Raw genomic sequence first — 22,924 nt, 5'->3', positions numbered from 1 at the left:
ATGGCTGAAACCCTGCCGGAGGTTTTTGTGGTCAGAGTATTGCGTTATTTTCTGATATTGCTCTGTTGTGCGGTGCCTGCGGTATATGCCTGGCAGCCGCAGCAGGGCGATATTATTTTTCATACCTCGCGCTCCTCCCAGAGCCTGGCTATACAAAAAGCGACCGGTTCGGTATACAGCCATATGGGAATTATTCTGCTGCGTAACGGAAAACCGTATGTGTATGAGGCGGCAAAAACTGTCCGCTTTACACCGCTGGCACAGTGGATTGCACGCGGCACCGGCAGCCGTTATGTGGTGAAACGGCTGAAAAAGCCGCTGAGTGCATCACAGCAACAGCAGTTATACCGGCAGGCACTTCATTATCAGTCACGGCCTTATGATCTGACCTTTTCATGGGATGATGAGCGGATTTACTGTTCTGAACTGGTCTGGAAAATCTATAAATATGCTCTGAATACAGAAGTCGGTCAGTTACAGGAATTGCGGGAGTTTGATTTATCCTCACCGGAAGTACAGGCGAAGATGAAAGAACGGTACGGAGAGCATATTCCGCTGAATGAAACGGTGATTTCACCGGTGGCGGTGTTTGATTCACCGCTGCTGACAACGGTATATGAAAGCCGGTAACCATTCACCGGCTTTATTAGCCTCTTAACAGCCCGTCAGCCGATTTTCGGGTTCAGGCGGATACGGACAGAGAGATGAGACGGTTTGTCGCCCTGCGGTGCCATAGGGCGGTTAATCCGCGCACTTTCGACACACACCATGGTTTTGTAACCGTCATCGGGCATATCGGCCATTGAGGCGGATAATGCCGCGCCCGGGTTCCGGGATACCACATCACTGTGATGAAAATGCAGCACTATCCTTATAATGTCTGAACAGTCCGTCAGCCGATTTTCGGGTTCAGGCGGATACGGACAGAGAGATGAGACGGTTTATCGCCCTGCGGTGCCATAGGGCGGTTAATCCGCGCACTTTCGACACACACCATGGTTTTATAACCGTCATCGGGCATATCGGCCATTGAGGCGGATAATGCCGCGCCCGGGTTCCAACAGACCACATCACTGTGATGAAAATGCACCACTTCAATATGACGTTTTAATTTCTTATCATGAATATACGTGGATTGCTCCGGCTCGGTATAGATACGGTCTGTACGGCCATTGAACACCAGTTTTGTCTCTTCCGTATACTCTTCGCGCTGTGACAGATTATCCAGCAGATGCTGACCCAGCCCGCTGACACTGACCTGCGCAACATCCCCGACAGTAAAATAGGTATGCAGTGCAGCAGTTGCCTGATACTGACCGTAGGCTTCCAGTTCAACCTCACAGGTTTCTCCCAGACGGATACGGGCGATCAGCGTGAATTCATGCGGCCATAATTTACGGGTTTCCGCACTGTCGCGCAGGGTGAAGGTCAGAAATACACCTTCTTCATTTTCATTATGGGCGGTGAACTCCCACTGCATAATGCGGGCAAAACCGTGAGAGGGTGCCTGCACAGGGCCGAACCACGGCCAGCAGATCGGTATCCCGCCGCGGACAGCCACGCCCGGGGTAAATGCGCTGTTCTCACTGAGCCATAACCCCGGCTGTTCTGAACCGGCCGGTTGCCATGCCAGTACCTGTGCTCCCTGAAAACTGACGGCCGCACGGACTTTCGGATGGTCGATCACAATAACCGGCAGTTCCCCGATCTGACGCTGAGACAGCGAAGGGGTGATCGGACTGGTAACCGGTAACGCAAGAAGGCGCTCAATCATAATTTACCCTTTTGTAATAAAAACAGGACATTTACTCTGTACTTTACGACTGTTTACCACAAAAAAAAAGAGCCGCAAAAGCGGCTCAGGCCGTTGACAAACCCGGAGGGATTGGTGACGACCGGCAGAGGTTGTAAAAATAAACCAGAGAAATCAATTTATCGATTTTCGGCTGATGACATAAAACAGTAAAAACCACGTTTTATCCTGCTTTGTCAGAAATCTCAGCCGTAAAAGCGGCTCCGGGGACGTTATGCCGGATTGATATATTATCAAAGCAAGCATAGAAAAGATGATGTGAAAGATCTGAAAAACTCTGTTCACTCAGTGAAGTGCCGCCGGTATTACTCATGATACTTTCATTTTTATAATGCGCGGCCATCACTTGAGCGGTCAGTGTACGGTGCCTCCGGTTTGCTGCGCTACGAAGTATCTCAAGTTTTTCCGGTGTAATGCAGATCTCTTTATTCTGAGTATTTTCTGCCGGTTTTACGGTAACAATATACTTGTCCTCATAACGGGAAGAATGATCTCTGGCCAGACAAAAGCCCTGTTCTGCCATCTCAAGCACCATTTGTATGGTATCTGCACTTTTTTGTGAAAGCCCGCTTTCGGATGACAGATATTTATCCTGTTGTTTTTTGAGCATATTATATGCTGTTTGTGCTGAGGAAGATGAGGTCTTCAATACGGACAATTTACCGATGGATGGTGTCGACTGATAGTTTTCTGACGAAACGGGTTCAATTTTATCCGGCAATGTGAAGTTGATTTCTCTTGCGCACGCTGCTAGTTGAGACGTCAGATAACATTCGGGCATAATGCAGGCCAGTGCAATTAATTGTTCACAGACTTTCCGGATATTATGGTCTTTCTGTGTATGACATCCGGTTGAGAATGTTTTGACACTATTAATAACGGAAGCGAGGTTGTCTTTCAGATGGCTGAAAACAGGGTGATTTTCAGTACAGCTTTCTGCATGTAATGGCTGATATTTCGGAGCATGGAATATTTTTATCACGGTTACTTTCCTGTTTATGGTAGTCACCGGAAAAATAATATGAAACAAGTAACGAAGTGTATTTAAAGATATCACCATTTAAATCTGCATGATGCTGTCACGATGTACAAAATAAAAAATGGCCGCAATCGCGGCCATTTCAGAGAACGTGAGTGCAGACTTATTTGGAGATGTGTGCAATCAGATCCAGAACTTTATGAGAATAACCGGTTTCGTTGTCATACCAGGAAACCAGTTTCACAAAGTTGTCGTTCAGTGCGATACCGGCTTTGGCATCGAATACAGAAGTCAGTACTTCGCCGTTGAAGTCAGTGGAAACCACGTCATCTTCAGTGTAACCCATCACGCCTTTCAGTTCGCCAGCTGCAGCCGCTTTGATTGCTTCGCAGATTTCAGCGTAGGTTGCTGATTTTTCCAGACGGACAGTCAGGTCAACAACAGAAACGTTAGGGGTAGGAACACGGAAAGACATACCGGTCAGTTTACCGTTCAGTGCAGGGATAACTTTGCCCACTGCTTTTGCTGCGCCGGTAGAAGACGGGATGATGTTCTGGGATGCGCCGCGGCCGCCGCGCCAGTCTTTGTGTGAAGGACCGTCAACGGTTTTCTGAGTGGCTGTGGTGGCGTGAACAGTGGTCATCAGACCTTCAACGATACCGAATTTGTCGTTGATGACTTTTGCCAGTGGTGCCAGGCAGTTAGTGGTACAGGATGCGTTAGAGACGATTTCCTGGCCCGCGTAATCTTTGTGGTTAACACCCATAACAAACATCGGGGTTGCATCTTTGGAAGGACCGGTCAGAACAACTTTCTTCGCGCCTGCCTGGATGTGTTTACGTGCAGTTTCGTCAGTCAGGAACAGACCGGTTGCTTCAGCAACAATATCAACACCGGCTTCGTTCCACTTCAGGTTTGCAGGGTCACGCTCGGCGGTAACGCGGATAGTTTTACCATTAACAACCAGATGGCCATCTTTCACTTCAACGGTTCCGTTAAAACGGCCGTGAGTTGAGTCGTACTTCAGCATGTATGCCATGTAATCTGCATCGAGCAGGTCGTTGATTGCAACGATTTCGATATCTGAACGCTCTTGTGCAGCACGGAATACGATACGGCCGATACGACCAAAACCATTAATACCTACTTTGATAGTCATAGTATTACCACCAGCTATTTGTTAGTGAATTAAAGTTGCTACTAAAGTTACCAAAACCTTGCCAGCCGTCAAGCGGAATCGTGTCAATTAATGTCATTTAACATTTGATCTGCTCAACAAATCGCCACTTTCAGTAAATTTGTCGCCGCTATTATCGGGAGTTACCGGAATAAAGACAGCGTGTATGGGGCATAAATGTGAAGAATGTCACAAATAAGTGGTGTCAATGCTGACATGACAAGTTTAGAATAACATCCGGTCATTTGATGTTAATTTTTTGTTATTCTGTATTCTGACTGACCCTGCACAATAATGATAAGGATTCAGCTATGTCCGGGACTGATAAAAAGCGGGATACACCCGCTGAGCTGACAGAGATTCAGCGCTATGTCACACAGGAAGCGGGAACTGAGCACCCGTTTACCGGCCGCCTGCTCTATAATGAGAAACAGGGGGTATATCGTTGTATTTGTTGCGGTTCTCCGCTTTTTTATTCGGATACAAAATTTGATGCCGGTTGCGGCTGGCCGAGTTTTTATGAACCGGTCAGCAAAAGTGCAGTCCGGTATATTGACGATACCTCACATGGCATGCATCGTATTGAGACCCGTTGCGGTCATTGTGATGCTCATCTGGGGCATGTTTTTCCTGACGGGCCGGCCCCGACAGGGCAGCGTTATTGTATTAATTCAGCATCCCTGAGTTTTGAAGATGAAAAAACAAAAGCGATAACAAACGGTTAGTTTGGTTATATTGAAATTTAACATTTGTATAACGACAGAAAAAACGATTCAGCTTCTGATGTGATAAAAACGTAAAATCAGACGCTTTTCGGGGAAGGAAGAGTATGGAAATTGATAATTTATTGTCTGCCATGACGCCGGAAGTGTACGGCCGCCTGGTGACAGCGGTTGAACTGGGTAAATGGGCGGACGGTGTACCACTGACGGAATCCCAGAAAAACAGCAGTCTGCAACTGGTGATGTTATGGCAGTCCCGGCATAATGCCGACCCTGCACATATGACGGTCGGTACTGACGGGGAGATCAGCCTGAAAAGCAAACAGGAACTGAAAGCGCTGTTTACCGACACACACCTTGCCACACTGAAGCCGCAGGACTGAAGATAAAACGGGACAGTGCTTGCTGTCCCGTCATGACGATCGCTATTCTTTTTCGCCGCAGAACTGAGCTGCTGTCTGCAAAACCGCTCCGGCGTTTTCCATCTCTGTCAGTGCCCTGAGACTGTCTTCTGCCTGTAAATTAACCCCCCGGCAGCCGTCCGTAATCACGGTGACGGCAAATCCTTCCGCCAGTGCATCCAGCACCGTAAATTTCACACAGTAATCAGTGGCGATCCCCAGTACCGCGAGATGCGTGATGTGCTGTTCTGCCAGCAGCGGCAGCAGGGCGGTCGGCTCCCGGTGGTCGTTATCATAAAACGCACTGTAGCTGTCCACCGCCGGGTTTTCACCTTTATAAATAATATGGGTGATGCCGTGTTTATTCAGGTCAGGATGAAAATCAGCTCCCGCCGTGTTCTGCACACAATGTACCGGCCACCAGACCTGAGGCAGTCCGTTCAGTTCACCGCATTCACCAATTACTGTCCCGGAATTGACCGCGAAGCTGAGGTGGTTTGCCGGATGCCAGTCCTGGCTGGCGATCACCGGGATACCCTGCTGCTGACAGCGGGTTATCATCCGGTTTGCTGTGAGGATCACGGTATCACTGTCGCGGACAGCCAGACTGCCGCCCTGACAAAAATCATTCTGGATATCCACCAGAAGCAGTGCCGGTTTCATTGCAGACTCCTCAGTTATCGTTATAGCTCAGCTCACCGCGCAGATCCTGCTGCATCAGAATGCGGATTTCGTCGCTGGTGTAATCCTGACTGAGCAGATAATGCAGCTTGGTCAGTGCCGCTTCGAACGTCATATCAAAACCGCTGATCACACCGGCTTCCGCCAGGGCATGACCGGTGGCATAACCGCCCATATTGACACGGCCGGAAATACACTGTGTCAGATTGATGACAATGATACCGCGCTCAGTGGCTTCCCGCAGGGCGGTGAGCAGTTTCGGGTGCTGCGGGGCATTACCGACGCCGTAAGAGCGGATAATCAGTGCTTTTACCGGCTGCTGCAGAATGTTATTGACCACATCGACTGACAGACCCGGATACACCGTTACCACACCGATAGGCTGCGGAGTGATGTTATGCAGTGTGAACGGTGCGGTGTTCTGCGGCAGCGGGTGGGTGTTGAGATTCCGGATATTAATCCCGGCTTCCATCAGCGGCGGGTAGTTCGGGGAAGTAAAGGCCGCAAAGCCGTCAGCATGTGCTTTGACGGTGCGGTTACCCCGGTATAAGCGGTTATTGAAGAATAATCCCACTTCATTGACCGGATAATTGGCTGCCAGGTAAAGGGCATTCAGCAGGTTGATCTGCCCGTCAGAGCGCAGGGCTTCAAGCGGAATTTGTGACCCTGTCACAATAACCGGCTTGGTCAGATTCTCAAACATAAAGGAGAGTGCGGAGGCGGTAAACGCCATGGTATCCGTACCATGCAGGATAACGAAACCATCATAACGGTCATACTGGGCTTTTATATCATCCGCGATACACTGCCAGTCATCCGGCGTCATATCGGACGAGTCAATCAGCGGCTGGTGTTCGGTAATGGTAAAATCCGGCATCTCCGGACGGAAAAATTCCGGCATTTTGGCTACCTGGCGCTGAAGGTGGCCGGATACAGGGATATAGCCCTGCGCCGAGTGCTGCATACCGATAGTCCCGCCGGTATAGACCACATAAATGGATTTCTTTTGCATGTTACTGCTCTTAACGATGAGTACAGGGAAGGAAATTATAGGGGCTTCAGAAATAAAAAAAAGCCTGTTCGTCACGAACAGGCTTCTGAGAGTAAAGAATAAAACTTATTGAATATTGGTGCAATTTAAGCAGAACGCATAACGGTACTGCGGATCAGTCAGCATTTTCATAAAGGATGCCTGCTGTGTCAGCTGTGCACCGACCGGAGCCGGGATCAGTCCCTGAAGGGAAGACGGCAGGGTGACTTTCACATTCCCGGCGGTTTCCGCAAGCAGTTTGTCGATAAAGGTCATTTCCGGCTGCATCCAGTTGAGAACCGGCTGCTCAACAGAGGCCAGCTCTGCCGCTTTGGCGACGGCGTCATCAAAATCACCGAGTTTATCAACCAGACCGTTAGCTTTGGCATCCGTACCGACCCAGACACGACCCTGGGCAATTTTATCCACCTCTTCCGGTGTTTTGTGGCGTGATTTTGCAACGAGGTTAATAAAATTGCTGTACCCGTTTTCGATATAAAGCTGCATCAGCTCTGAGAATTCCGGTGTCAGCGCTTTGGTCACACTGGTATCTGCCAGCGGTGAAGTGGAAACACCGTCGGTATGTACACCGATTTCACTCAGGGTGTTTTCAAACGTGGTGACCACACCGAAGATACCGATGGAGCCGGTAATCGTACTCGGGGACGCAATGATGTAGTTCGCCGGGGTTGAAATCCAGTAGCCGCCGGAAGCGGCCAGTCCGCCCATGGAAACCACCACGGATTTACCGCTTTGTTTCAGTGCCGCGACTTCCGCACGGATCTGATCGGATGCGGTGACACTGCCGCCCGGGCTGTTCACCCGCAGTACCAGCGCTTTTATTTCCGGATCCAGACGGGCTTCACGGATTTGTGCGGCGATGGTATCACCACCGGCCATTCCCGGTGCATCCGGGCCGTCAACGATGGCACCCTGAACTACGATCACGGCGATATTGCCGGTGGTTTTACCCTGCGGTATGCCGATATTCATGTTTTTGGCATACTCGGCAAACGGAATGGCATTGATGGTGTTGTTTTGTTTATCCCAGCCGAATGTTTTGGACATTTCTGCCTCAAACACGTTAGCCGGCATAATCTCATCGACCAGTTTTTGTGTGACAGCATAACCGGCATTATCGCCTTTCGCGGCTTTCATCAGTGCCAGCATCTGCTGTGCGCCCGGGAAAATCGTATCTTTAGCGGTTTTACGGTTTTCCGCAAGGGTAGTGAGATAATTATCCCACAGCACGCTGATAAAACGCTGTGTGGATTCACGGGCTTCCGGCGACATATCGTTACGCATCATCGGTTCAACCGCTGATTTATAAGTGCCGACGCGGAAGATATGTGTTTTCACCTTCAGCATTTCCAGCAATTCGTTATAATACAGCGTATTGGTGGCAAAGCCGTAGATACCGACGCTGCCCTGCGGCGGCATGTATATTTTGTCTGCATAAGAGGCCAGATAATATTGAGATTGGTTATAGTTGCCGCTGACGGCGTAAACCCGCTTACCCTGTTTGCGGAATTCAGTAATGGCTTTGCCGATATACTGAAGTGACGGCTGATCAGCACCGACGAAATCATCCAGTTTCAGGATCATTCCGGTGATGTCCGGGTCAGTGGCGGCGGTACGGATAGTTTCCACCACGTCAAACAGGGAGTTTTCCTGTAACTGACCGGAGGACGCCCCGAGCAGCTGAAGTGAAAGGCTTTCCAGCGGACTGTTACGGGTCAGCTGATCGACGACAACGCCGGAGAGATTTACATATAATGCACCGGGTTCACGGCTGACCTGAGCATCCTGCTCAGTCAGCAGTGCATAGGTTCCGGCGGCAAGCAGCAGTATAATGATAAAAAGGACATTGGCGGCAAGCTGACGCACAAAATTCAGTATTCGCCAGCTCCATTTAAATATTCCGGCAATGATAGTCCATAAAGTATGCATGACGGCTCCAAAGACAAAGATGTCCTGCTATCGTAAAGAGGATGTGCGGATTTGTCAGCCTGAAAACGACACATTGCGGAAAATATAAGCAGTTAAGCAATCTATCCTTAAAAATAGTGAAAAAAGTGGTAGCTTATTAGCGACTCAAAAAGGGGAAAACCGATGGATGCACTGACATTATTACTCAACCGCCGTTCTGCTTCCCGCCTGACCACACCTGCACCTGAAGGCGAAGCATTAAAAAATATTCTCAATGCCGGGATGCGTGCGCCGGATCATGGCGCGTTACAGCCCTGGCATTTTATCGTGATGCAGGGTGACGGCATCACCAAATTCAGTCAGTTGCTCGAAAATGCGGCAAAAACAGCCGGGCTCGGGCCGGAGGTCGAAGAAAAAGCCCGCAACGCGCCATTACGTGCGCCGCTGATTATCACGGTTATCGCGAAAGTGAAGCCGGAACATAAAGTTCCCGGATGGGAGCAGGTTGTGGCGGCGGGCTGTTCGGTTCATGCGATGCAGATGGCTGCTGTGGCTCAGGGCTTCGGCGGGATCTGGCGTACCGGTGCGTGGACAAAAGATCCGGTGGTCCGGGAAGGCCTGGGATGTGAGGAGCACGATAAAATTGTCGGCTTTCTGTATCTCGGTACTCCGGCACTGAAAGCGCCTGCCAAAGTGGCAGCACCGGATCTGACACCGTTTGTCACGTATTTCTGAGCGGACTGACGCTAACAAGGAGACTATCATGTCAGAAGCGGTGCGTTTAACGCAATACAGTCACGGCGCGGGTTGCGGCTGTAAAATTTCCCCGAAAGTGCTCGATACTATCCTGCACAGTGAGCAGGCAAAATTTATCGATCCGAATCTGCTGGTCGGTAATGAGTCCCGTGATGATGCGGCGGTGTATGATATCGGTAACGGGACCGGCATTATCAGTACCACCGATTTCTTTATGCCGATTGTGGATGACCCGTATGATTTCGGACGTATTGCCGCCACCAACGCCATCAGTGATATTTATGCCATGGGCGGCAAGCCGATTATGGCAATTGCGATCCTGGGCTGGCCGATTGCCAAACTGGCTCCCGAAATCGCACAGCAGGTGATTGAGGGCGGACGTGCGGTCTGCCGTGATGCAGGTATTTCACTGGCAGGCGGGCACTCCATTGATGCGCCTGAGCCGATTTTCGGCCTGGCCGTCACGGGGATCGTCCCGACAGATAAAATCAAACAAAATAACCGTGCGAAAGCCGGTTGTCAGCTGCTGCTGACCAAACCTCTGGGTATCGGCATTCTGACTACGGCGGAAAAACAGAGCAAACTGCGTCCGGAACATAAAAATCTGGCGCGTGACACTATGTGTCAGCTCAACAAGCCCGGCGCGGATTTCTCTGAAATTGACGGTGTAAAAGCAATGACAGACGTGACCGGATTCGGTCTGCTCGGCCACCTGAGTGAAATTTGTCAGGGTTCCGGGTTACAGGCCATCATTCACACCGATTCTGTTCCGGTGCTGCCGGGTGTCTATGATTATATCGCACAGGGCTGTTGCCCGGGCGGTACACAGCGTAACTTTGACAGCTACGGCCACCTTATCGGTGAAATGACCGATGTACAACGCAAACTGCTGTGTGATCCGCAGACATCCGGCGGCCTGCTGCTGGCGGTCGATCCGGCGGCGCGTGAGGAAGTGGAGGCGGTTGCCCGCAAATACGGCCTGACATTAAGCCCGGTCGGTGAACTGACTGAGCCGGACCCGTCCCGTGCACTGATTGAAGTCACCGCATAAACATGCGTTTGTTTATTGCCGAAAAGCCCAGCCTCGCCCGTGCGATTGCGGATGTATTACCCAAACCGCACCAGCGGGGGGACGGCTTTATCCGCTGCGGTCAGAATGACTGCGTGACCTGGTGCATCGGCCACCTGCTGGAACAGGCAGAGCCGGATGCCTATGATCCGCGTTACGCCCGCTGGAACCTGGCTGACCTGCCGATTATCCCGCAAAAATGGATCCTCAGACCCCGCGACTCAGTAGCGAAACAGCTGCGCACTATCGGTACGCTGCTCAGTTCTGCCACCGAAGTTATCCACGCCGGAGACCCCGATCGAGAAGGGCAACTGCTGGTGGATGAGGTTCTGGATTTCCTGGAGTTACCGCCGGAAAAACGACAGCAGGTACAACGTTGTCTGGTCAATGATCTTAACCCGCAGGCAGTAACACGGGCGGTGGATAAAATGCGTTCCAACCGTGATTTTATCCCGCTGTGTGTTTCGGCACTGGCGCGGTCACGTGCCGACTGGCTCTACGGTATCAATATGACGCGCGCCTACACCATTCTCGGCCGCAATGCCGGGTATAACGGTGTGCTCTCGGTCGGCCGTGTGCAGACCCCGGTACTCGGGCTGGTGGTGCGTCGTGACGAAGAAATTGAAAACTTTGTGCCGCGGGATTTCTTTGAGGTACGGGCACATATTGTCACCCCGGCAGATGAGCGCTTTACGGCGATGTGGGTGCCGAGCGACGCCTGTCAGGACTATCAGGATGAAGAAGGGCGTCTGACCCACCGGCCGCTGGCGGAACATGTGGTCAGCCGCATTACCGGTAAACCGGCCTATGTGACGGATTTTCAGGATAAAACCGAAAATGAGGTCGCGCCGCTGCCGTTTTCATTATCCGCCTTACAGATTGAGGCTGCCAAACGCTACGGGCTGAGTGCCCAGGCGGTGCTGGATGTCTGCCAGCGTTTGTATGAAACCCACAAACTTATTACCTATCCCCGATCGGACAGCCGTCATCTGCCGGAAGAGCATTTTGCCGGGCGTCACAGTGTACTTAACGCCATTTCTGTACATACCCCGCATCTGCTGCCGCAGGATAACCTTGATGATTCGCTGCGTAACCGCTGCTGGGACGATAAAAAGGTGGATGCGCACCATGCCATCATTCCGACGGCAAAATCGGTCTCCGTGTCGCTGAATGAGAATGAAGCCAATATCTACGAGCTGATTGCGCGTCAGTATCTGATGCAGTTCATGCCGGATGCGCAATACCGCAAATGTGTGATTGAACTGGATATCGCTAACGGTAAATTTGTGGCAAAAGCGCGTTTTCTTTCTCAGGCGGGCTGGCGGACCATGCTGGGCGCCAAAGAGCGTGACGAGGAAAACGAAGGAACTCCGCTGCCGGTTCTGACCAAAGGGGACGAGCTCCTGTGCGAGCGCGGTGAAGTGGTTGAACGCCAGACTCAGCCGCCGAGGCCGTTTACGGATGCCACGCTGCTGTCTGCCATGACCGGGATTGCCCGGTTCGTGAAAGATAAATCCCTGAAAAAAGTGCTGCGTGAAACAGATGGCCTGGGAACAGAAGCGACCCGTGCCGGGATTATCGAACTGCTGTTCCGCCGTGAGTTTCTGTACAAAAAAGGGCGGAATATTCACTCATCACCGGCGGGACGGGCGCTGATTCATGTTTTGCCGGAAATGGCGACATTGCCGGATATGACCGCACACTGGGAATCCACGCTGACACAAATCAGCGAAAAACAGTACCGCTATCAGGATTTTATGGTGCCGTTATCCGAAACGCTGACCGGACTGATAAACCAGGCCAGACAGAACCGGAATGTCCGCGCTTTCCGTGATCTGCCGCCGCCGCCACAGGCAAAAAAAGCCGGGGCGAAAGGAAAGGGGAAAACGGCCGCGAAGGGCAAAGGAAAGACAGGCGGGAAAAAAGCGCCGCCACAGGAAGAAGAATAAAAAATGTCCCGCATTGGCGGGACATTTGAGATTGCCGGCAAAGCAGGATAAAACGTGGTTTTTCCTGCTTTGTGTTATCAGCCGAAAATCAATAAATTGATTTTCCTGGTTTATTTTTACAACCTCTGTCGGTCGTCGCCACCCCCTGCGGGTTTGTCAACGGCCTGAAATGTCCCGCATTGGCGGGACATTTTGTATCAGCGGGTCAGATCAAACTCCGCCCAGATTGGCGCGTGATCAGACGGTTTTTCCATACCGCGGATCTCATAATCAATACCTGTGGCGGTACAGCGCGGCGCCAGCCCGGAACTTGCCAGAATCAGGTCAATCCGCAGTCCCCGGTTGTCATCAAAACCGCGGGAACGGTAGTCAAACCATGAGAAACGGTCATCTGCATCAGGATACATGGCGCGGTAGGTGTCAGTCAGCCCCCAGCCGAGCAGGCGATCCATCCACTCCCGCTCTTCCGGCAGGAAAGAACATTTGCCGGTCTTCAGCCAGCGTTTGCGGTTAGCATCACCAATTCCGATATCAATATCCTGCGGGCTGATATTCATATCGCCCATAATAACAATCGGATCCTGATTCGACCGCCCGGACAGGTAGTCCTGTAAATCCTGATAGAATTTGGTTTTCGCCGGGAATTTCAGCGGATGGTCACGGCTTTCTCCCTGGGGGAAATAACCGTTAATCACTGTCAGTACCCCCGCCGGGGTATCAATATCCGCCATAATCAGACGGCGCTGGGCATCTTCATCATCCCCTGCGAAGCCTTTGCGTACGGCAACAGGCTCTGTTTTGGTCAGCAGGGCGACACCGTAATGGGATTTCTGGCCGTGATAAAAAATGTGGTAACCGAGATGTTTCAGGTCATCGAGCGGGAACATGTCGTCATGAACTTTGGTTTCCTGGAGGCCGATAACATCAGGCTGATGCTGTGCAATAATCGCTTCCAGCTGGTGAGGCCGGGCTCTTAACCCGTTAATGTTAAAAGAGACAAACTTCATAGAATTCCAACCGGTTGATGAGTTAACAACAAAAGAGTAACAGATTGCAGAAAAAAAGTAACCCGTCAGAAGAATAATAAAAACCGGCATGCCCGGCAGGAATTAATATGTCTTAATTTTTAATTGACAAAATAAACAGCATTAATAATGATTATTCTTGCTTCAGCAAAGTGAAATGAAAAGAGGGTAATAAAAATCGGAAGGAAGGTTTTTGTATTTATGTATTAATCTTTAAAATGAAATCTAATAAAACAGAATAATAAAAATATAATGTTGTATTATTATTGTTGTATGAGTTTTAACGAAAATCGTATTTTAACTCTTTGTTTAAGAAAAAAAACACCAGAAATAAAGTCGTTACATATCAATAAGTAATTATTTAACTGATTATTTACTACAGCACAGGAATCGACATTATGTTTTTTTCAAGGAAGTTAGAGGCCTTTATGGCTGTTGTTGAATACGGCTCGCTCAGCAAAGCAGCAAAAGTGATGAACAGGACAACACCGCCGGTGGCGAAATCGATCAAGGATTTTGAGATTTCACTGGGTAAGCGTCTATTTAAACGTGAAAAATTCGGTATGAGTCTGACGCGTGAAGGTATGGAGCTGTACAATGACCTTAAAGATCTCTATATGCAGGAAAAAGAGATCACTAAAAAACATATCAGCGGAACGATATGTAATAAGGTGAATATATTTTATGACTGGGGTAAAAGTAAATATATCGGTGCGTTATACAGTGCTGCATTTAAAGCCGGTATACAAATTAATATATTCCGTTTCCATTATGATTGTATTGATGAAATAAATGATTTCGAGGGGAATACACTGATACTTTCCTCAGAGCCGGTTGTCAGTGAACGTTTTGCACTGCTGCGTCATTTACCGCAGGGGCAGATCGGAATTTGCTGCCGCCGTTCGCTGTTTCAGGCCTGCGATAATAATTTACAAACATTACTATCCTGCTGTGTCTGGTTATGTGAGCCGTTGTTATATGAAAGCCCGCTGCTGAAAATAATGCTGCAGCAGCATGATGAGCAAAGTAAACATGAACATGTGCATCTGATTGATAATGTGAACAGTTATCTGCATCTGCTGATTGACGGAGATTATCTCTGCTTTATTGATGAGCAGCCGAAAACACTGCCGTACAGTGACGAACTCATTTTCCTGCCGTTGTCGCAGACTGAAGCGGAAAATCATTGTTATCTGTACAAATCGAAGTCACATGCGAGTGTGCTGAATAAGGTTATGGATTGTATTGAGAATATGAAATAACAGGAGAGAAGAGAGATGGTGGTGGGAGAAGGATTCGAACCTTCGAAGTCTGTGACGGCAGATTTACAGTCTGCTCCCTTTGGCCGCTTGGGTATCCCACCAATAATCAAATTGTCTGTCCGTTCAGCTGTTGCCTTGGGACGGGCTGCATAATAGCAAATATGCGGGCGCTGTAAAGTAAAAAAAGAGAAAAAATGAATGGCCGTTGTTTTTTTGCCCGAAGTGCACGTTATGCGTGCAACTTCAGGCAATTAAGCCGTTATAAAATCACAGTACGGTTACCGTAAACGAATACACGTTGTGTCAGTACACGGCCCAGGGCATGGCTGAGTACGTTTTTTTCGACATCACGGCCGGCCATTACCATGTCATCGGCACTGTAGGTGTGATCGACATTAATCACGCTCTGATGAATGATCGGACCTTCGTCGAGGTTATCATTCACATAGTGTGCCGTAGCACCGATAATCTTCACGCCGCGCTCATAAGCCTGATGATAAGGCCGTGCGCCGATAAAGGCCGGCAGGAAGGAGTGGTGGATGTTGATAATCTGGTTCGGGTAGTGCTGAACAAACGCCGGGGTCAGCACACGCATGTATTTTGCCAGCACCACGTAATCAGGCTGATACTGATCGATCTGCTGAATGATCTGCATATCATGCTGCTCACGGGTTAACCCGTCGTGGCTGATATGATGGAACGGAATACCAAACTGTGTGACCAGGTGAGATAACACATCGTGATTGCCGATAACTGCCGCGATTTCGACATCCAGGCCGCCGTAGGCGCTTTTCATCAGGATATCACCGAGGCAGTGTGCCTCTTTGGTCACCATAATAACAATACGGCGGCGTCCGGCAGTGGTTAACTCGCGGGTGGAGCCTTTCGGCAGAGCATCATCAAGGTCGGCCAGCAGGGTTTCATCGTTAAAAATCCCTTCCAGCTCGGTACGCATAAAAAAGCGCCCGGTGCGGTGATCAACGAATTCATTGTTCTGGACAATATTCAGCTGATGCTTGTAACAAATATTGGTGATCTTGGCGATAAGACCTTTTGCGTCAGGGCAAATGGTTCGCAGAATCTTTCTCTGACTCGTCTGGTGTTGCATGGAAGGTGTGGATCCTTAATAACTGATGTCGGTGATGTTTGTTTACAGGAGGTGCCTGTCCGGTATCAGGCACAACATTTTTTGTATTTTTTTCCGGAGCCGCAGGGGCAGGGATCATTACGGCCGGTCTGAGGTTTAACACCGTCGAGGTACATCCAGCAGCCGTCAGTCAGGCGAAAACGGGACCGTTCGTGAATGAATTGTTTATCTTCGGACTTTTTATCAATAAAGCAAGCACAAAATTCAACGAAAGCCTCGTCCGGTGCGGTGCCGGGCTGAAAATCAATAACATTCAGCCCCAGCCATTCCGTTTCACCGAACCCGGCGATCAGTTCTGCCCGCAACGCTTCCGCCCGCTCCGGCGGATACCATGTCCGGATCAGATGATCGGCATTATGTGTGACAAACGCACTGTAACGTGAACGCATCAGCGCACGCGCATCCGGGGCACTGAGTGCACCGGAAAGATAAGGCTGACAACACTGTGCGAATGTAGCTCCGCTGCCGCACGGACAGGGGGCGCTATCTGTAAAATGAGACATAATTATCAAATAATGTGTTCAGGGTAAATAATCGTAAGGAACAGGGTTCTGATGCTACCGGAAATACAGATCACACGCTATCCTTAATCACAGGAGCAGTGCGGGAGCAACGTTATCACCGGTGTTCCGGGTAATCTGTAGTGTGTGGCCGGGTGAAAAGAGGATGCGATGAAACAAGCACTGGACGGAAAACGATTGTTAGTCATCGATGACGACCCGGTATTCAATATGGCGTTGTCATCTTATTTACGCCTTCTCGGTGCCACAGTACTCTCCGCCGGTGACGGTGCCCGGGCATGGGCATATATAGAAGAGGGCTTTCAGCCGGAGCTGATTTTCTGCGATCTGAATATGCCGGTGATGACCGGTGCGGAATTTATCGCACGTTTACAGTCTGAATTACCGGCGGTTCCGGTGATTGTTATTTCCGCGACACAAAAAATGTCCGATATTGATGAAGTGCTGCGCCTGGGGGCAAAGGATGTTTTGTTAAAGCCGCTGAGCAGGCTGGAAGAAGTAAAAAAATTGTGTCTGTCGCATTTGTACCCGTCATTTTTCTCACCGGGCGTGCTGGAAAACAATGATCTGTCCGGGATCTGGGCTCAGCTGCAACATAATGTGGATGATGTTTTACGTTTATTAAAACAACTGAATCCGCCACCGAGCCAGGTGCTGGCAAATTATCAGATCCGTTACGCGCAATTATCCGATACCTGCCGGGCCGGACTGGTATTTGACGTAGCTGAATTTTCGGATAATGAAGTGGCGTTTTATTGCCTTGATATCAGTCAGAATACCGGCAACGGTCCGCTGATGGCGATGTTAATCCGCGTGATTTTTAACGATCTGCTTAAACGTTATATTCATAATCACCACCGGAAATTACCGAGTATGACCGCTATTCTGAATAAGCTGAACCGTTTATTGCAGGAGGCCGGTATTCCGGGACAACTGCCGCTGCTGCTGGGGTATTATCACACGCGGCGTAAGTCAGTATTATTATCCAGCGCCGGTATCAGTGCGGAATTACGCTCTGACAACCATGTTATCCGTATTAACAGAGGGATTCCGCTGGGCACACTCTCTTCCGTTTATTCCAGTCAGATAAGCGAATTCAGCCGTCATCTGCAATGCCGGATCTGGAACAGCAGCAGCCAGATTAAATTAAGCCTGACGCCCGGACCACATCAGGGATAATTGCCGGGCTTTACCAACCCGTTCAGATATTAAACATCTCTTAACACTAAACCGCATTTACACGGAACAGAGTATTTATCCCTGAAAATTAGCTGGTATACTCAGTCTCATTATTTTTTATAAATCGCGTATTTATTCTGTTTATGCGCATGAGGATGATGTATGTCAGTGCAGAAAAATAAGGTACACAAGGCTGTGATCCCGGTTGCAGGATTAGGAACACGTATGCTTCCGGCCACAAAAGCGATTCCGAAAGAAATGCTGCCGCTGGTGGATAAACCGCTTATCCAGTATGTGGTTAATGAGTGTATCGCGGCGGGGATCACCGAAATTATTTTAGTGACCCACTCATCAAAAAACTCCATTGAAAACCATTTCGATACCAGTTTTGAACTGGAAGCCATCCTGGAAAAACGCGTTAAACGTCAGTTGCTGGAAGAAGTTCAGTCAATCTGTCCGCGTCATGTCACTATCATGCAGACCCGCCAGGGCATCGCCAAAGGGCTCGGCCATGCGGTGTTATGCGCGAAGCCGATGATTGGTGATGAGCCGTTTGCGGTGGTATTACCGGATGTCATCATTGATGAACACAGTACTGACCTGACAAAATTCAACCTCAGAGAAATGATTGCACGTTATGAAGAGCACGGTGCAAGCCAGGTCATGGTCGATCCTGTTCCGCAGGAAATGGTGTCAAATTACGGCGTGGTGGATTGCCACGGTGAAAGCCTGGCTGCCGGCGAAAGCAAACCGATGTTTGCGGTGGTGGAAAAACCGGAACCGGCCAAAGCACCGTCAAATATGTCTATCGTCGGCCGTTATGTGCTGTCTCAGGATATCTGGCCGCTGCTGGGGAAAACCGCACCGGGCGCCGGTGATGAGATCCAGCTGACGGATGCGATCGCGATGCTGATTGAAAAAAATCCGGTGGAAGCATACCGCCTGGTAGGCCGCAGCCATGACTGTGGTGACAAAATGGGTTATATGAAAGCCTTTGTCGAATACAGCATGCGTCATAAGCACCTGGGCCGTGAATTCTCAGACTGGCTGAAAACATTACAGAATTAATAATTGTTGCAATAGGTGAACTATGAAAGTAACCGTATTTGGAATCGGGTATGTCGGCCTGGTGCAGGCGACAGTGCTGGCGGAAGTCGGCCATGATGTGATGTGTGTCGATGTTGATGCAAAAAAAGTGGAAAACCTGAAAAACGGTGTTATCCCGATTTTTGAACCGGGCCTGGCGCCGCTGGTGAAGAAAAACTATGAAGAAGGCCGTTTAAGCTTTACCACCGACGCGGAAAAGGGTGTGGCTCACGGTACACTGCAATTTATTGCGGTCGGCACACCGCCTGACGAAGACGGCTCAGCCGATCTGCAATACGTGACCGCAGTTGCCCGTACCATCGCGCAGCATATGCAGGACTACAAAGTGGTTATCGACAAATCCACTGTACCGGTCGGTACCGCAGACAAAGTCAATGCCACCATCAAAGCCGCGCTGGCTGAACGTGGTGCGGATATTGCCTATGACGTGGTGTCCAATCCGGAATTCCTGAAGGAAGGGGCGGCAGTCGCTGACTGTATGCGTCCTGAGCGTATTGTTATCGGTTGTGATAATGAGCGTGTTGTCGATATTATCCGTGAACTGTATGAGCCGTTTAACCGCAACCATGACCGGATGATCGTCATGGATATCCGCAGTGCGGAGCTGACCAAATACGCGGCAAACTGTATGCTGGCCACGAAAATCAGCTTTATGAATGAAATCTCCAACCTGGCGGAAATGCTGGGTGCGGATATTGAGAATGTGCGCCAGGGGATCGGTTCTGATTCCCGCATCGGCTATCACTTTATTTACCCGGGCTGCGGCTACGGCGGCTCCTGCTTCCCGAAAGATGTACAGGCTCTGATCCGTACAGCAGAGCATATCGGCTTTACGCCGCGCATTCTGCGTGCGGTGGAAGAAGTGAACGAACAGCAGAAATACAAACTGCCGTCCTTTATCAAACGTCATTTCGGTGAAAACCTGAAGGGTAAAACCTTTGCGGTATGGGGGCTTTCCTTTAAACCGAATACAGATGATATGCGTGAGGCATCCAGCCGTATCCTGTTACAGGAATTATGGGCAGCCGGTGCCAAAATTCAGGCATATGACCCGGAAGCCATGCAGGAAGCACAGCGTATTTTCGGGCAGCGTGATGACCTGGCACTGATGGGGACGAAAGAAGCGGCACTGCACAATGCGGATGCACTGGTTATCTGCACGGAGTGGCAGAGTTTCCGCGCGCCGGACTTTGGCGTTATCAAGGCAGGCCTGAAAACGCCGGTTATTTTTGACGGACGCAACCTTTATGACCCGGAACGTTTAGAAAATCGCGGCTTTATCTATTATGGTATAGGTCGTGGTGCTTCCATTAATCCGGTAATTTGAGTCTGAATATGAAAATACTTGTAACCGGTGCGGCCGGTTTTATTGGTTATCATGTCTCGCAGCGCCTGCTTGAGCAGGGGCACGAGGTTGTCGGTGCCGATAACCTGAATGACTATTATGATGTCAATCTCAAGCAGGCCCGCCTTGATCTGTTATTACCGCATCCGCAATTTCAGTTTTTTAAAATGGATTTGTCGGAGAAAACGGCAGTCAGTGAACTGTTTGCCGCGCAAAAATTTGAACGGGTGATCCACCTTGCGGCACAGCCGGGTGTACGTTACTCGATTCAGAATCCGATGGCGTATATTGATGCGAATATTCTGGGGCATATGAATATCCTGGAAGGATGCCGTCATAATAACGTCGGGCATCTGATTTATTCCTCCTCAAGTTCCGTATACGGGCTGAACCGTAAGCAGCCGTTCTCTGTTGAGGATGATGTGGATCATCCGGTTTCGTTGTATGCGGCGACGAAAAAAGCCAATGAACTGATGTCTCACAGTTATTCGCATCTTTATCAGTTACCGACAACCGGTTTGCGCTTCTTTACGGTTTACGGCCCGTGGGGGCGCCCGGATATGGCGTTATTTAAGTTTGTTAAAGCCATGCTGGACGGAAAACCGATCGATGTATATAACCACGGCAATATGGTGCGCGATTTCACCTATGTCGGTGATATTGCTGAAGCGGTGGTGCGTCTGGTGAATGTGATTCCGGCAGCTGACAGCGACTGGACGGTGGAAGAGGGGCTGAAATCAGCCAGTTCTGCGCCGTACAAAGTCTATAATGTCGGTAACGGGCAGCCGACCAGGCTGGGTGATTTTATTCAGGCGATTGAAACCGCACTGGATATTAAAGCCAACAAACATTATATGGATATGCAGGATGGGGATGTGTTATCCACCTGTGCGGATTCCGGCGAGCTGTATAACACAATTGGTTTCTCACCGGATACACCGGTTAATTACGGTGTACAGCAGTTTGTTGACTGGTATATGTCGTTTTATCACGGTAAAAAGTAAATAACAGCAACGGTTATAAGTATAAAAAAGGAGGCGAAAGCCTCCTTTTTTCTGTCCGGCTGACCGGCGGATATAAAAAAAGCCCTTCAGGGAAGGGCTTTTTGTCAGGTGTAATCGCTTACTTGATTAAGAAATCGTTCAGAGATTTGCCTTCGTTATCGATAGCCTGTTTGATCACAGCTGGTGTGCGACCCTGGCCGGTCCAGGTTTTGCTTTCACCGTTTTCATCGATATATTCATATTTGGCCGGGCGCTGAGCACGCTTGGATTTGCGTGTTGCTTTGCCTGTACCCATAGACTGAATTAATTCTTCCGGATTGATATTCTGCTTTTCAAGCAGCTGACGGAACTCTTCTAATTTACGGGTGCGCTCTTCTTCTTTAGCCTGAGCCTGAGATTCTTCCAGACGACGTTCTTCTACAACAGAAGTCAGTTTTTCCAGAATTTCTTCTAAAACTTCTAAGCTGGATTCTCTCGCCTGAGCGCGAAGAGTACGGATATTATTAAATGGCTTCAAAGATTCACTCATAATCCTGGTCTCAAATTAAATGTTGGCTGATGTATAGTTAATAATAGATTGCTATTTAAAAATCTGCAATAGCAAATTTCGGAGTAAGGTTAAAACACATTTTTTTTAAAAGCAATTATTTCTGAGGAATAATAAGGGTGTTTTTGGGTTTTCGTTTAAATTTGATAAGGGGACGGGGTGAAAATGCGTTGATGTTCAGCATCTTCATAAAAATTGTTCATAAATGAGGTAGGGAATACAAATTATATTTAACCTTGTCTTATGTAAAGAAACGTTATTCTTCGGCCCCGGTATAATGAAAAACAGGATAAAGCGAAGGGTTGCTGATAACAACAGTGAATATCCGTCATGTAACCATGCCTTGCGTGAATTTACAGTTGCAATGAATTCAGGATATTGAGCATGCGATCCGGGCATGTGTTAAATACAGATTGCGCTGTTTTTAACACTAATGTGTTAGTATTGTCGCAGATCTTGATTGTGTAAGGGGAGAGAGCCGGTGGCTCAGCTTTATTTTTATTACTCCGCAATGAACGCGGGAAAATCGACTGCATTACTGCAGTCATCCTATAACTATAACGAACGCGGTATGCGCACGCTGATATTTACCGCAGAGATAGACGACCGCTACGAACAGAGCAGAGTCACCTCACGTATCGGCCTGAGCGCGGATGCACGGGTATTTGGTACTGATACTGATATCAGCACAGCTATTATCCGTGAACATCAGCAGGCGCCCGTACACTGCGTATTAATCGATGAATGCCAGTTTCTGACCAAAGCACAGGTGGAACAGCTGTGTTATATCGTCGATGACATTGATATTCCTGTTCTGTGCTACGGATTACGCACTGACTTTAAAGGTGAATTATTCAGCGGAAGCCATTATTTATTGGCGTGGGCGGATAAATTAGTTGAATTAAAAACAATTTGTTATTGCGGGCGGAAAGCCAGCCGGGTTTTACGTTATGACGGACAGGGCAGAGTCATGGCGGACGGCGCACAAATTGACATCGGTGGTAATGAAAAATATGTATCGGTCTGCCGCAAGCATTACAATGAAGCGATACGTGAAGTAAAAGCAGCAGAATATCGGTCATAAAACAGGGAAGTCTCTCTGTTATACAAAAAAGTGCCGGACGTCATTGTCCGGTTTTTTTATATCCGCTGCGGATTACCGGGGATATCAAAAAACAGCAGGAGCAGTTTGTGCAGGAAAGTGATTAGGCGGTATTTGAGTCAGCAGGGATAAAATCGCGGTAAATAGCGGCGGTGGCTGCATCAGTTTCGTGACCGGTA

General features: G+C 49.2%; 22 protein-coding genes, 1 tRNA gene and 1 pseudogene. 12 read left to right on the top strand and 12 right to left on the bottom strand.

The window, feature by feature from the left end; genetic code table 11:
* Positions 1-630, top strand: coding sequence for a YiiX family permuted papain-like enzyme (locus AAZR23_RS06420; protein ID WP_434691370.1), 630 nt, complete (start codon positions 1-3; stop codon positions 628-630).
* A 35-nt stretch (positions 631-665) separates the two neighbouring features.
* Here the strand turns inward: AAZR23_RS06420 and AAZR23_RS06415 are convergent.
* From AAZR23_RS06415 to gapA, 4 genes and pseudogenes are all read right to left on the bottom strand, one after another.
* Positions 666-863 (bottom strand): annotated as a pseudogene (locus tag AAZR23_RS06415) (D-hexose-6-phosphate mutarotase); the annotation flags it as partial.
* Between the two features lie 29 nt (positions 864-892).
* Entirely contained in the window at positions 893-1,774 is an 882-nt protein-coding gene (locus AAZR23_RS06410; protein ID WP_434691367.1) for a D-hexose-6-phosphate mutarotase, read from the bottom strand.
* A 202-nt stretch (positions 1,775-1,976) separates the two neighbouring features.
* Positions 1,977-2,795: a hypothetical protein gene (locus AAZR23_RS06405; protein ID WP_434691365.1), complete on the bottom strand. Its 819-nt coding sequence runs from the start codon at positions 2,793-2,795 to the stop codon at positions 1,977-1,979.
* 160 nt (positions 2,796-2,955) lie between these two features.
* Positions 2,956-3,951 carry a glyceraldehyde-3-phosphate dehydrogenase gene (gene gapA, locus AAZR23_RS06400; RefSeq protein WP_052927560.1) on the bottom strand — a complete coding sequence of 332 codons (996 nt, stop codon included), beginning with the start codon at positions 3,949-3,951 and terminating at the stop codon, positions 2,956-2,958.
* Between the two features lie 329 nt (positions 3,952-4,280).
* On the opposite strand from gapA, the gene msrB reads away from it, so the two are divergent.
* The gene (gene msrB, locus AAZR23_RS06395; protein ID WP_004235540.1) at positions 4,281-4,694 is read left to right on the top strand and encodes a peptide-methionine (R)-S-oxide reductase MsrB; all 414 of its coding nucleotides are present in this window, start codon (positions 4,281-4,283) and stop codon (positions 4,692-4,694) included.
* Between the two features lie 104 nt (positions 4,695-4,798).
* Positions 4,799-5,074, top strand: coding sequence for a YeaC family protein (locus tag AAZR23_RS06390; RefSeq protein WP_046893482.1), 276 nt, complete (start codon positions 4,799-4,801; stop codon positions 5,072-5,074).
* Between the two features lie 42 nt (positions 5,075-5,116).
* On the opposite strand, the gene pncA is transcribed toward AAZR23_RS06390, so the two are convergent.
* From pncA to sppA, 3 genes are all read right to left on the bottom strand, one after another.
* Complete coding sequence (gene pncA, locus AAZR23_RS06385) at positions 5,117-5,755, bottom strand: bifunctional nicotinamidase/pyrazinamidase (protein ID WP_434691360.1); 639 nt, start codon at positions 5,753-5,755, stop codon at positions 5,117-5,119.
* Between the two features lie 10 nt (positions 5,756-5,765).
* The gene (ansA, locus tag AAZR23_RS06380; protein WP_046893480.1) at positions 5,766-6,785 is read right to left on the bottom strand and encodes an asparaginase; all 1,020 of its coding nucleotides are present in this window, start codon (positions 6,783-6,785) and stop codon (positions 5,766-5,768) included.
* A gap of 105 nt (positions 6,786-6,890) precedes the next feature.
* Positions 6,891-8,753, bottom strand: a complete 1,863-nt coding sequence (gene sppA / locus AAZR23_RS06375; RefSeq protein WP_434691357.1) for a signal peptide peptidase SppA — start codon at positions 8,751-8,753, stop codon at positions 6,891-6,893.
* 162 nt (positions 8,754-8,915) lie between these two features.
* Between sppA and AAZR23_RS06370 the strand changes: the two genes are divergently transcribed.
* The 3 genes from AAZR23_RS06370 to AAZR23_RS06360 are packed head-to-tail and all read left to right on the top strand — an operon-like array spanning position 8,916 to position 12,506.
* Positions 8,916-9,467: an NAD(P)H nitroreductase gene (locus tag AAZR23_RS06370; protein ID WP_046893478.1), complete on the top strand. Its 552-nt coding sequence runs from the start codon at positions 8,916-8,918 to the stop codon at positions 9,465-9,467.
* A gap of 28 nt (positions 9,468-9,495) precedes the next feature.
* Positions 9,496-10,539: a selenide, water dikinase SelD gene (gene selD / locus AAZR23_RS06365; RefSeq protein ID WP_410795828.1), complete on the top strand. Its 1,044-nt coding sequence runs from the start codon at positions 9,496-9,498 to the stop codon at positions 10,537-10,539.
* A gap of 2 nt (positions 10,540-10,541) precedes the next feature.
* Complete coding sequence (locus AAZR23_RS06360; RefSeq protein WP_434691355.1) at positions 10,542-12,506, top strand: DNA topoisomerase III; 1,965 nt, start codon at positions 10,542-10,544, stop codon at positions 12,504-12,506.
* 197 nt (positions 12,507-12,703) lie between these two features.
* On the opposite strand, the gene xthA is transcribed toward AAZR23_RS06360, so the two are convergent.
* The gene (gene xthA, locus AAZR23_RS06355; protein ID WP_371004539.1) at positions 12,704-13,513 is read right to left on the bottom strand and encodes an exodeoxyribonuclease III; all 810 of its coding nucleotides are present in this window, start codon (positions 13,511-13,513) and stop codon (positions 12,704-12,706) included.
* Positions 13,514-13,929: 416 nt separating this feature from the next.
* Here xthA and AAZR23_RS06350 point away from each other — a divergent pair, with 416 nt between their 5' ends.
* Entirely contained in the window at positions 13,930-14,793 is an 864-nt protein-coding gene (locus AAZR23_RS06350; RefSeq protein WP_166707953.1) for a helix-turn-helix domain-containing protein, read from the top strand.
* A 16-nt stretch (positions 14,794-14,809) separates the two neighbouring features.
* On the opposite strand, the gene AAZR23_RS06345 is transcribed toward AAZR23_RS06350, so the two are convergent.
* The 3 genes from AAZR23_RS06345 to AAZR23_RS06335 all read right to left on the bottom strand — a co-directional run bounded on the left by AAZR23_RS06345 (position 14,810) and on the right by AAZR23_RS06335 (position 16,443).
* Positions 14,810-14,894: transfer RNA gene (locus AAZR23_RS06345), tRNA-Tyr, on the bottom strand.
* A gap of 158 nt (positions 14,895-15,052) precedes the next feature.
* Entirely contained in the window at positions 15,053-15,901 is an 849-nt protein-coding gene (gene purU / locus AAZR23_RS06340) for a formyltetrahydrofolate deformylase (protein WP_046893474.1), read from the bottom strand.
* A gap of 65 nt (positions 15,902-15,966) precedes the next feature.
* Complete coding sequence (locus tag AAZR23_RS06335; protein WP_434691351.1) at positions 15,967-16,443, bottom strand: YchJ family metal-binding protein; 477 nt, start codon at positions 16,441-16,443, stop codon at positions 15,967-15,969.
* Between the two features lie 168 nt (positions 16,444-16,611).
* Here AAZR23_RS06335 and rssB point away from each other — a divergent pair, with 168 nt between their 5' ends.
* From rssB to AAZR23_RS06315, 4 genes are all read left to right on the top strand, one after another.
* Positions 16,612-17,640 carry a two-component system response regulator RssB gene (gene rssB / locus AAZR23_RS06330; RefSeq protein ID WP_218426161.1) on the top strand — a complete coding sequence of 343 codons (1,029 nt, stop codon included), beginning with the start codon at positions 16,612-16,614 and terminating at the stop codon, positions 17,638-17,640.
* A gap of 162 nt (positions 17,641-17,802) precedes the next feature.
* The gene (gene galU, locus AAZR23_RS06325; RefSeq protein ID WP_107680248.1) at positions 17,803-18,708 is read left to right on the top strand and encodes a UTP--glucose-1-phosphate uridylyltransferase GalU; all 906 of its coding nucleotides are present in this window, start codon (positions 17,803-17,805) and stop codon (positions 18,706-18,708) included.
* 22 nt (positions 18,709-18,730) lie between these two features.
* Positions 18,731-20,074, top strand: coding sequence for a UDP-glucose dehydrogenase family protein (locus AAZR23_RS06320; protein ID WP_434691349.1), 1,344 nt, complete (start codon positions 18,731-18,733; stop codon positions 20,072-20,074).
* Between the two features lie 8 nt (positions 20,075-20,082).
* Positions 20,083-21,096: an NAD-dependent epimerase gene (locus tag AAZR23_RS06315; protein ID WP_434691348.1), complete on the top strand. Its 1,014-nt coding sequence runs from the start codon at positions 20,083-20,085 to the stop codon at positions 21,094-21,096.
* A 118-nt stretch (positions 21,097-21,214) separates the two neighbouring features.
* On the opposite strand, the gene AAZR23_RS06310 is transcribed toward AAZR23_RS06315, so the two are convergent.
* A complete protein-coding gene (locus AAZR23_RS06310) occupies positions 21,215-21,625 on the bottom strand; it encodes an H-NS family histone-like protein (protein WP_046893468.1) in 411 nt (136 codons plus the stop codon).
* A gap of 499 nt (positions 21,626-22,124) precedes the next feature.
* Here AAZR23_RS06310 and AAZR23_RS06305 point away from each other — a divergent pair, with 499 nt between their 5' ends.
* The gene (locus AAZR23_RS06305; RefSeq protein ID WP_434691346.1) at positions 22,125-22,727 is read left to right on the top strand and encodes a thymidine kinase; all 603 of its coding nucleotides are present in this window, start codon (positions 22,125-22,127) and stop codon (positions 22,725-22,727) included.
* The last annotated feature ends 197 nt before the right edge of the window (positions 22,728-22,924 follow it).

This window comes from Morganella sp. Je.2.23 (assembly GCF_051129855.1).
GTDB lineage: Bacteria > Pseudomonadota > Gammaproteobacteria > Enterobacterales > Enterobacteriaceae > Morganella > Morganella sibonii.
Note: the sequence above shows the minus strand (reverse complement) of the source record. Positions and strands in the feature narration are given on the sequence as shown.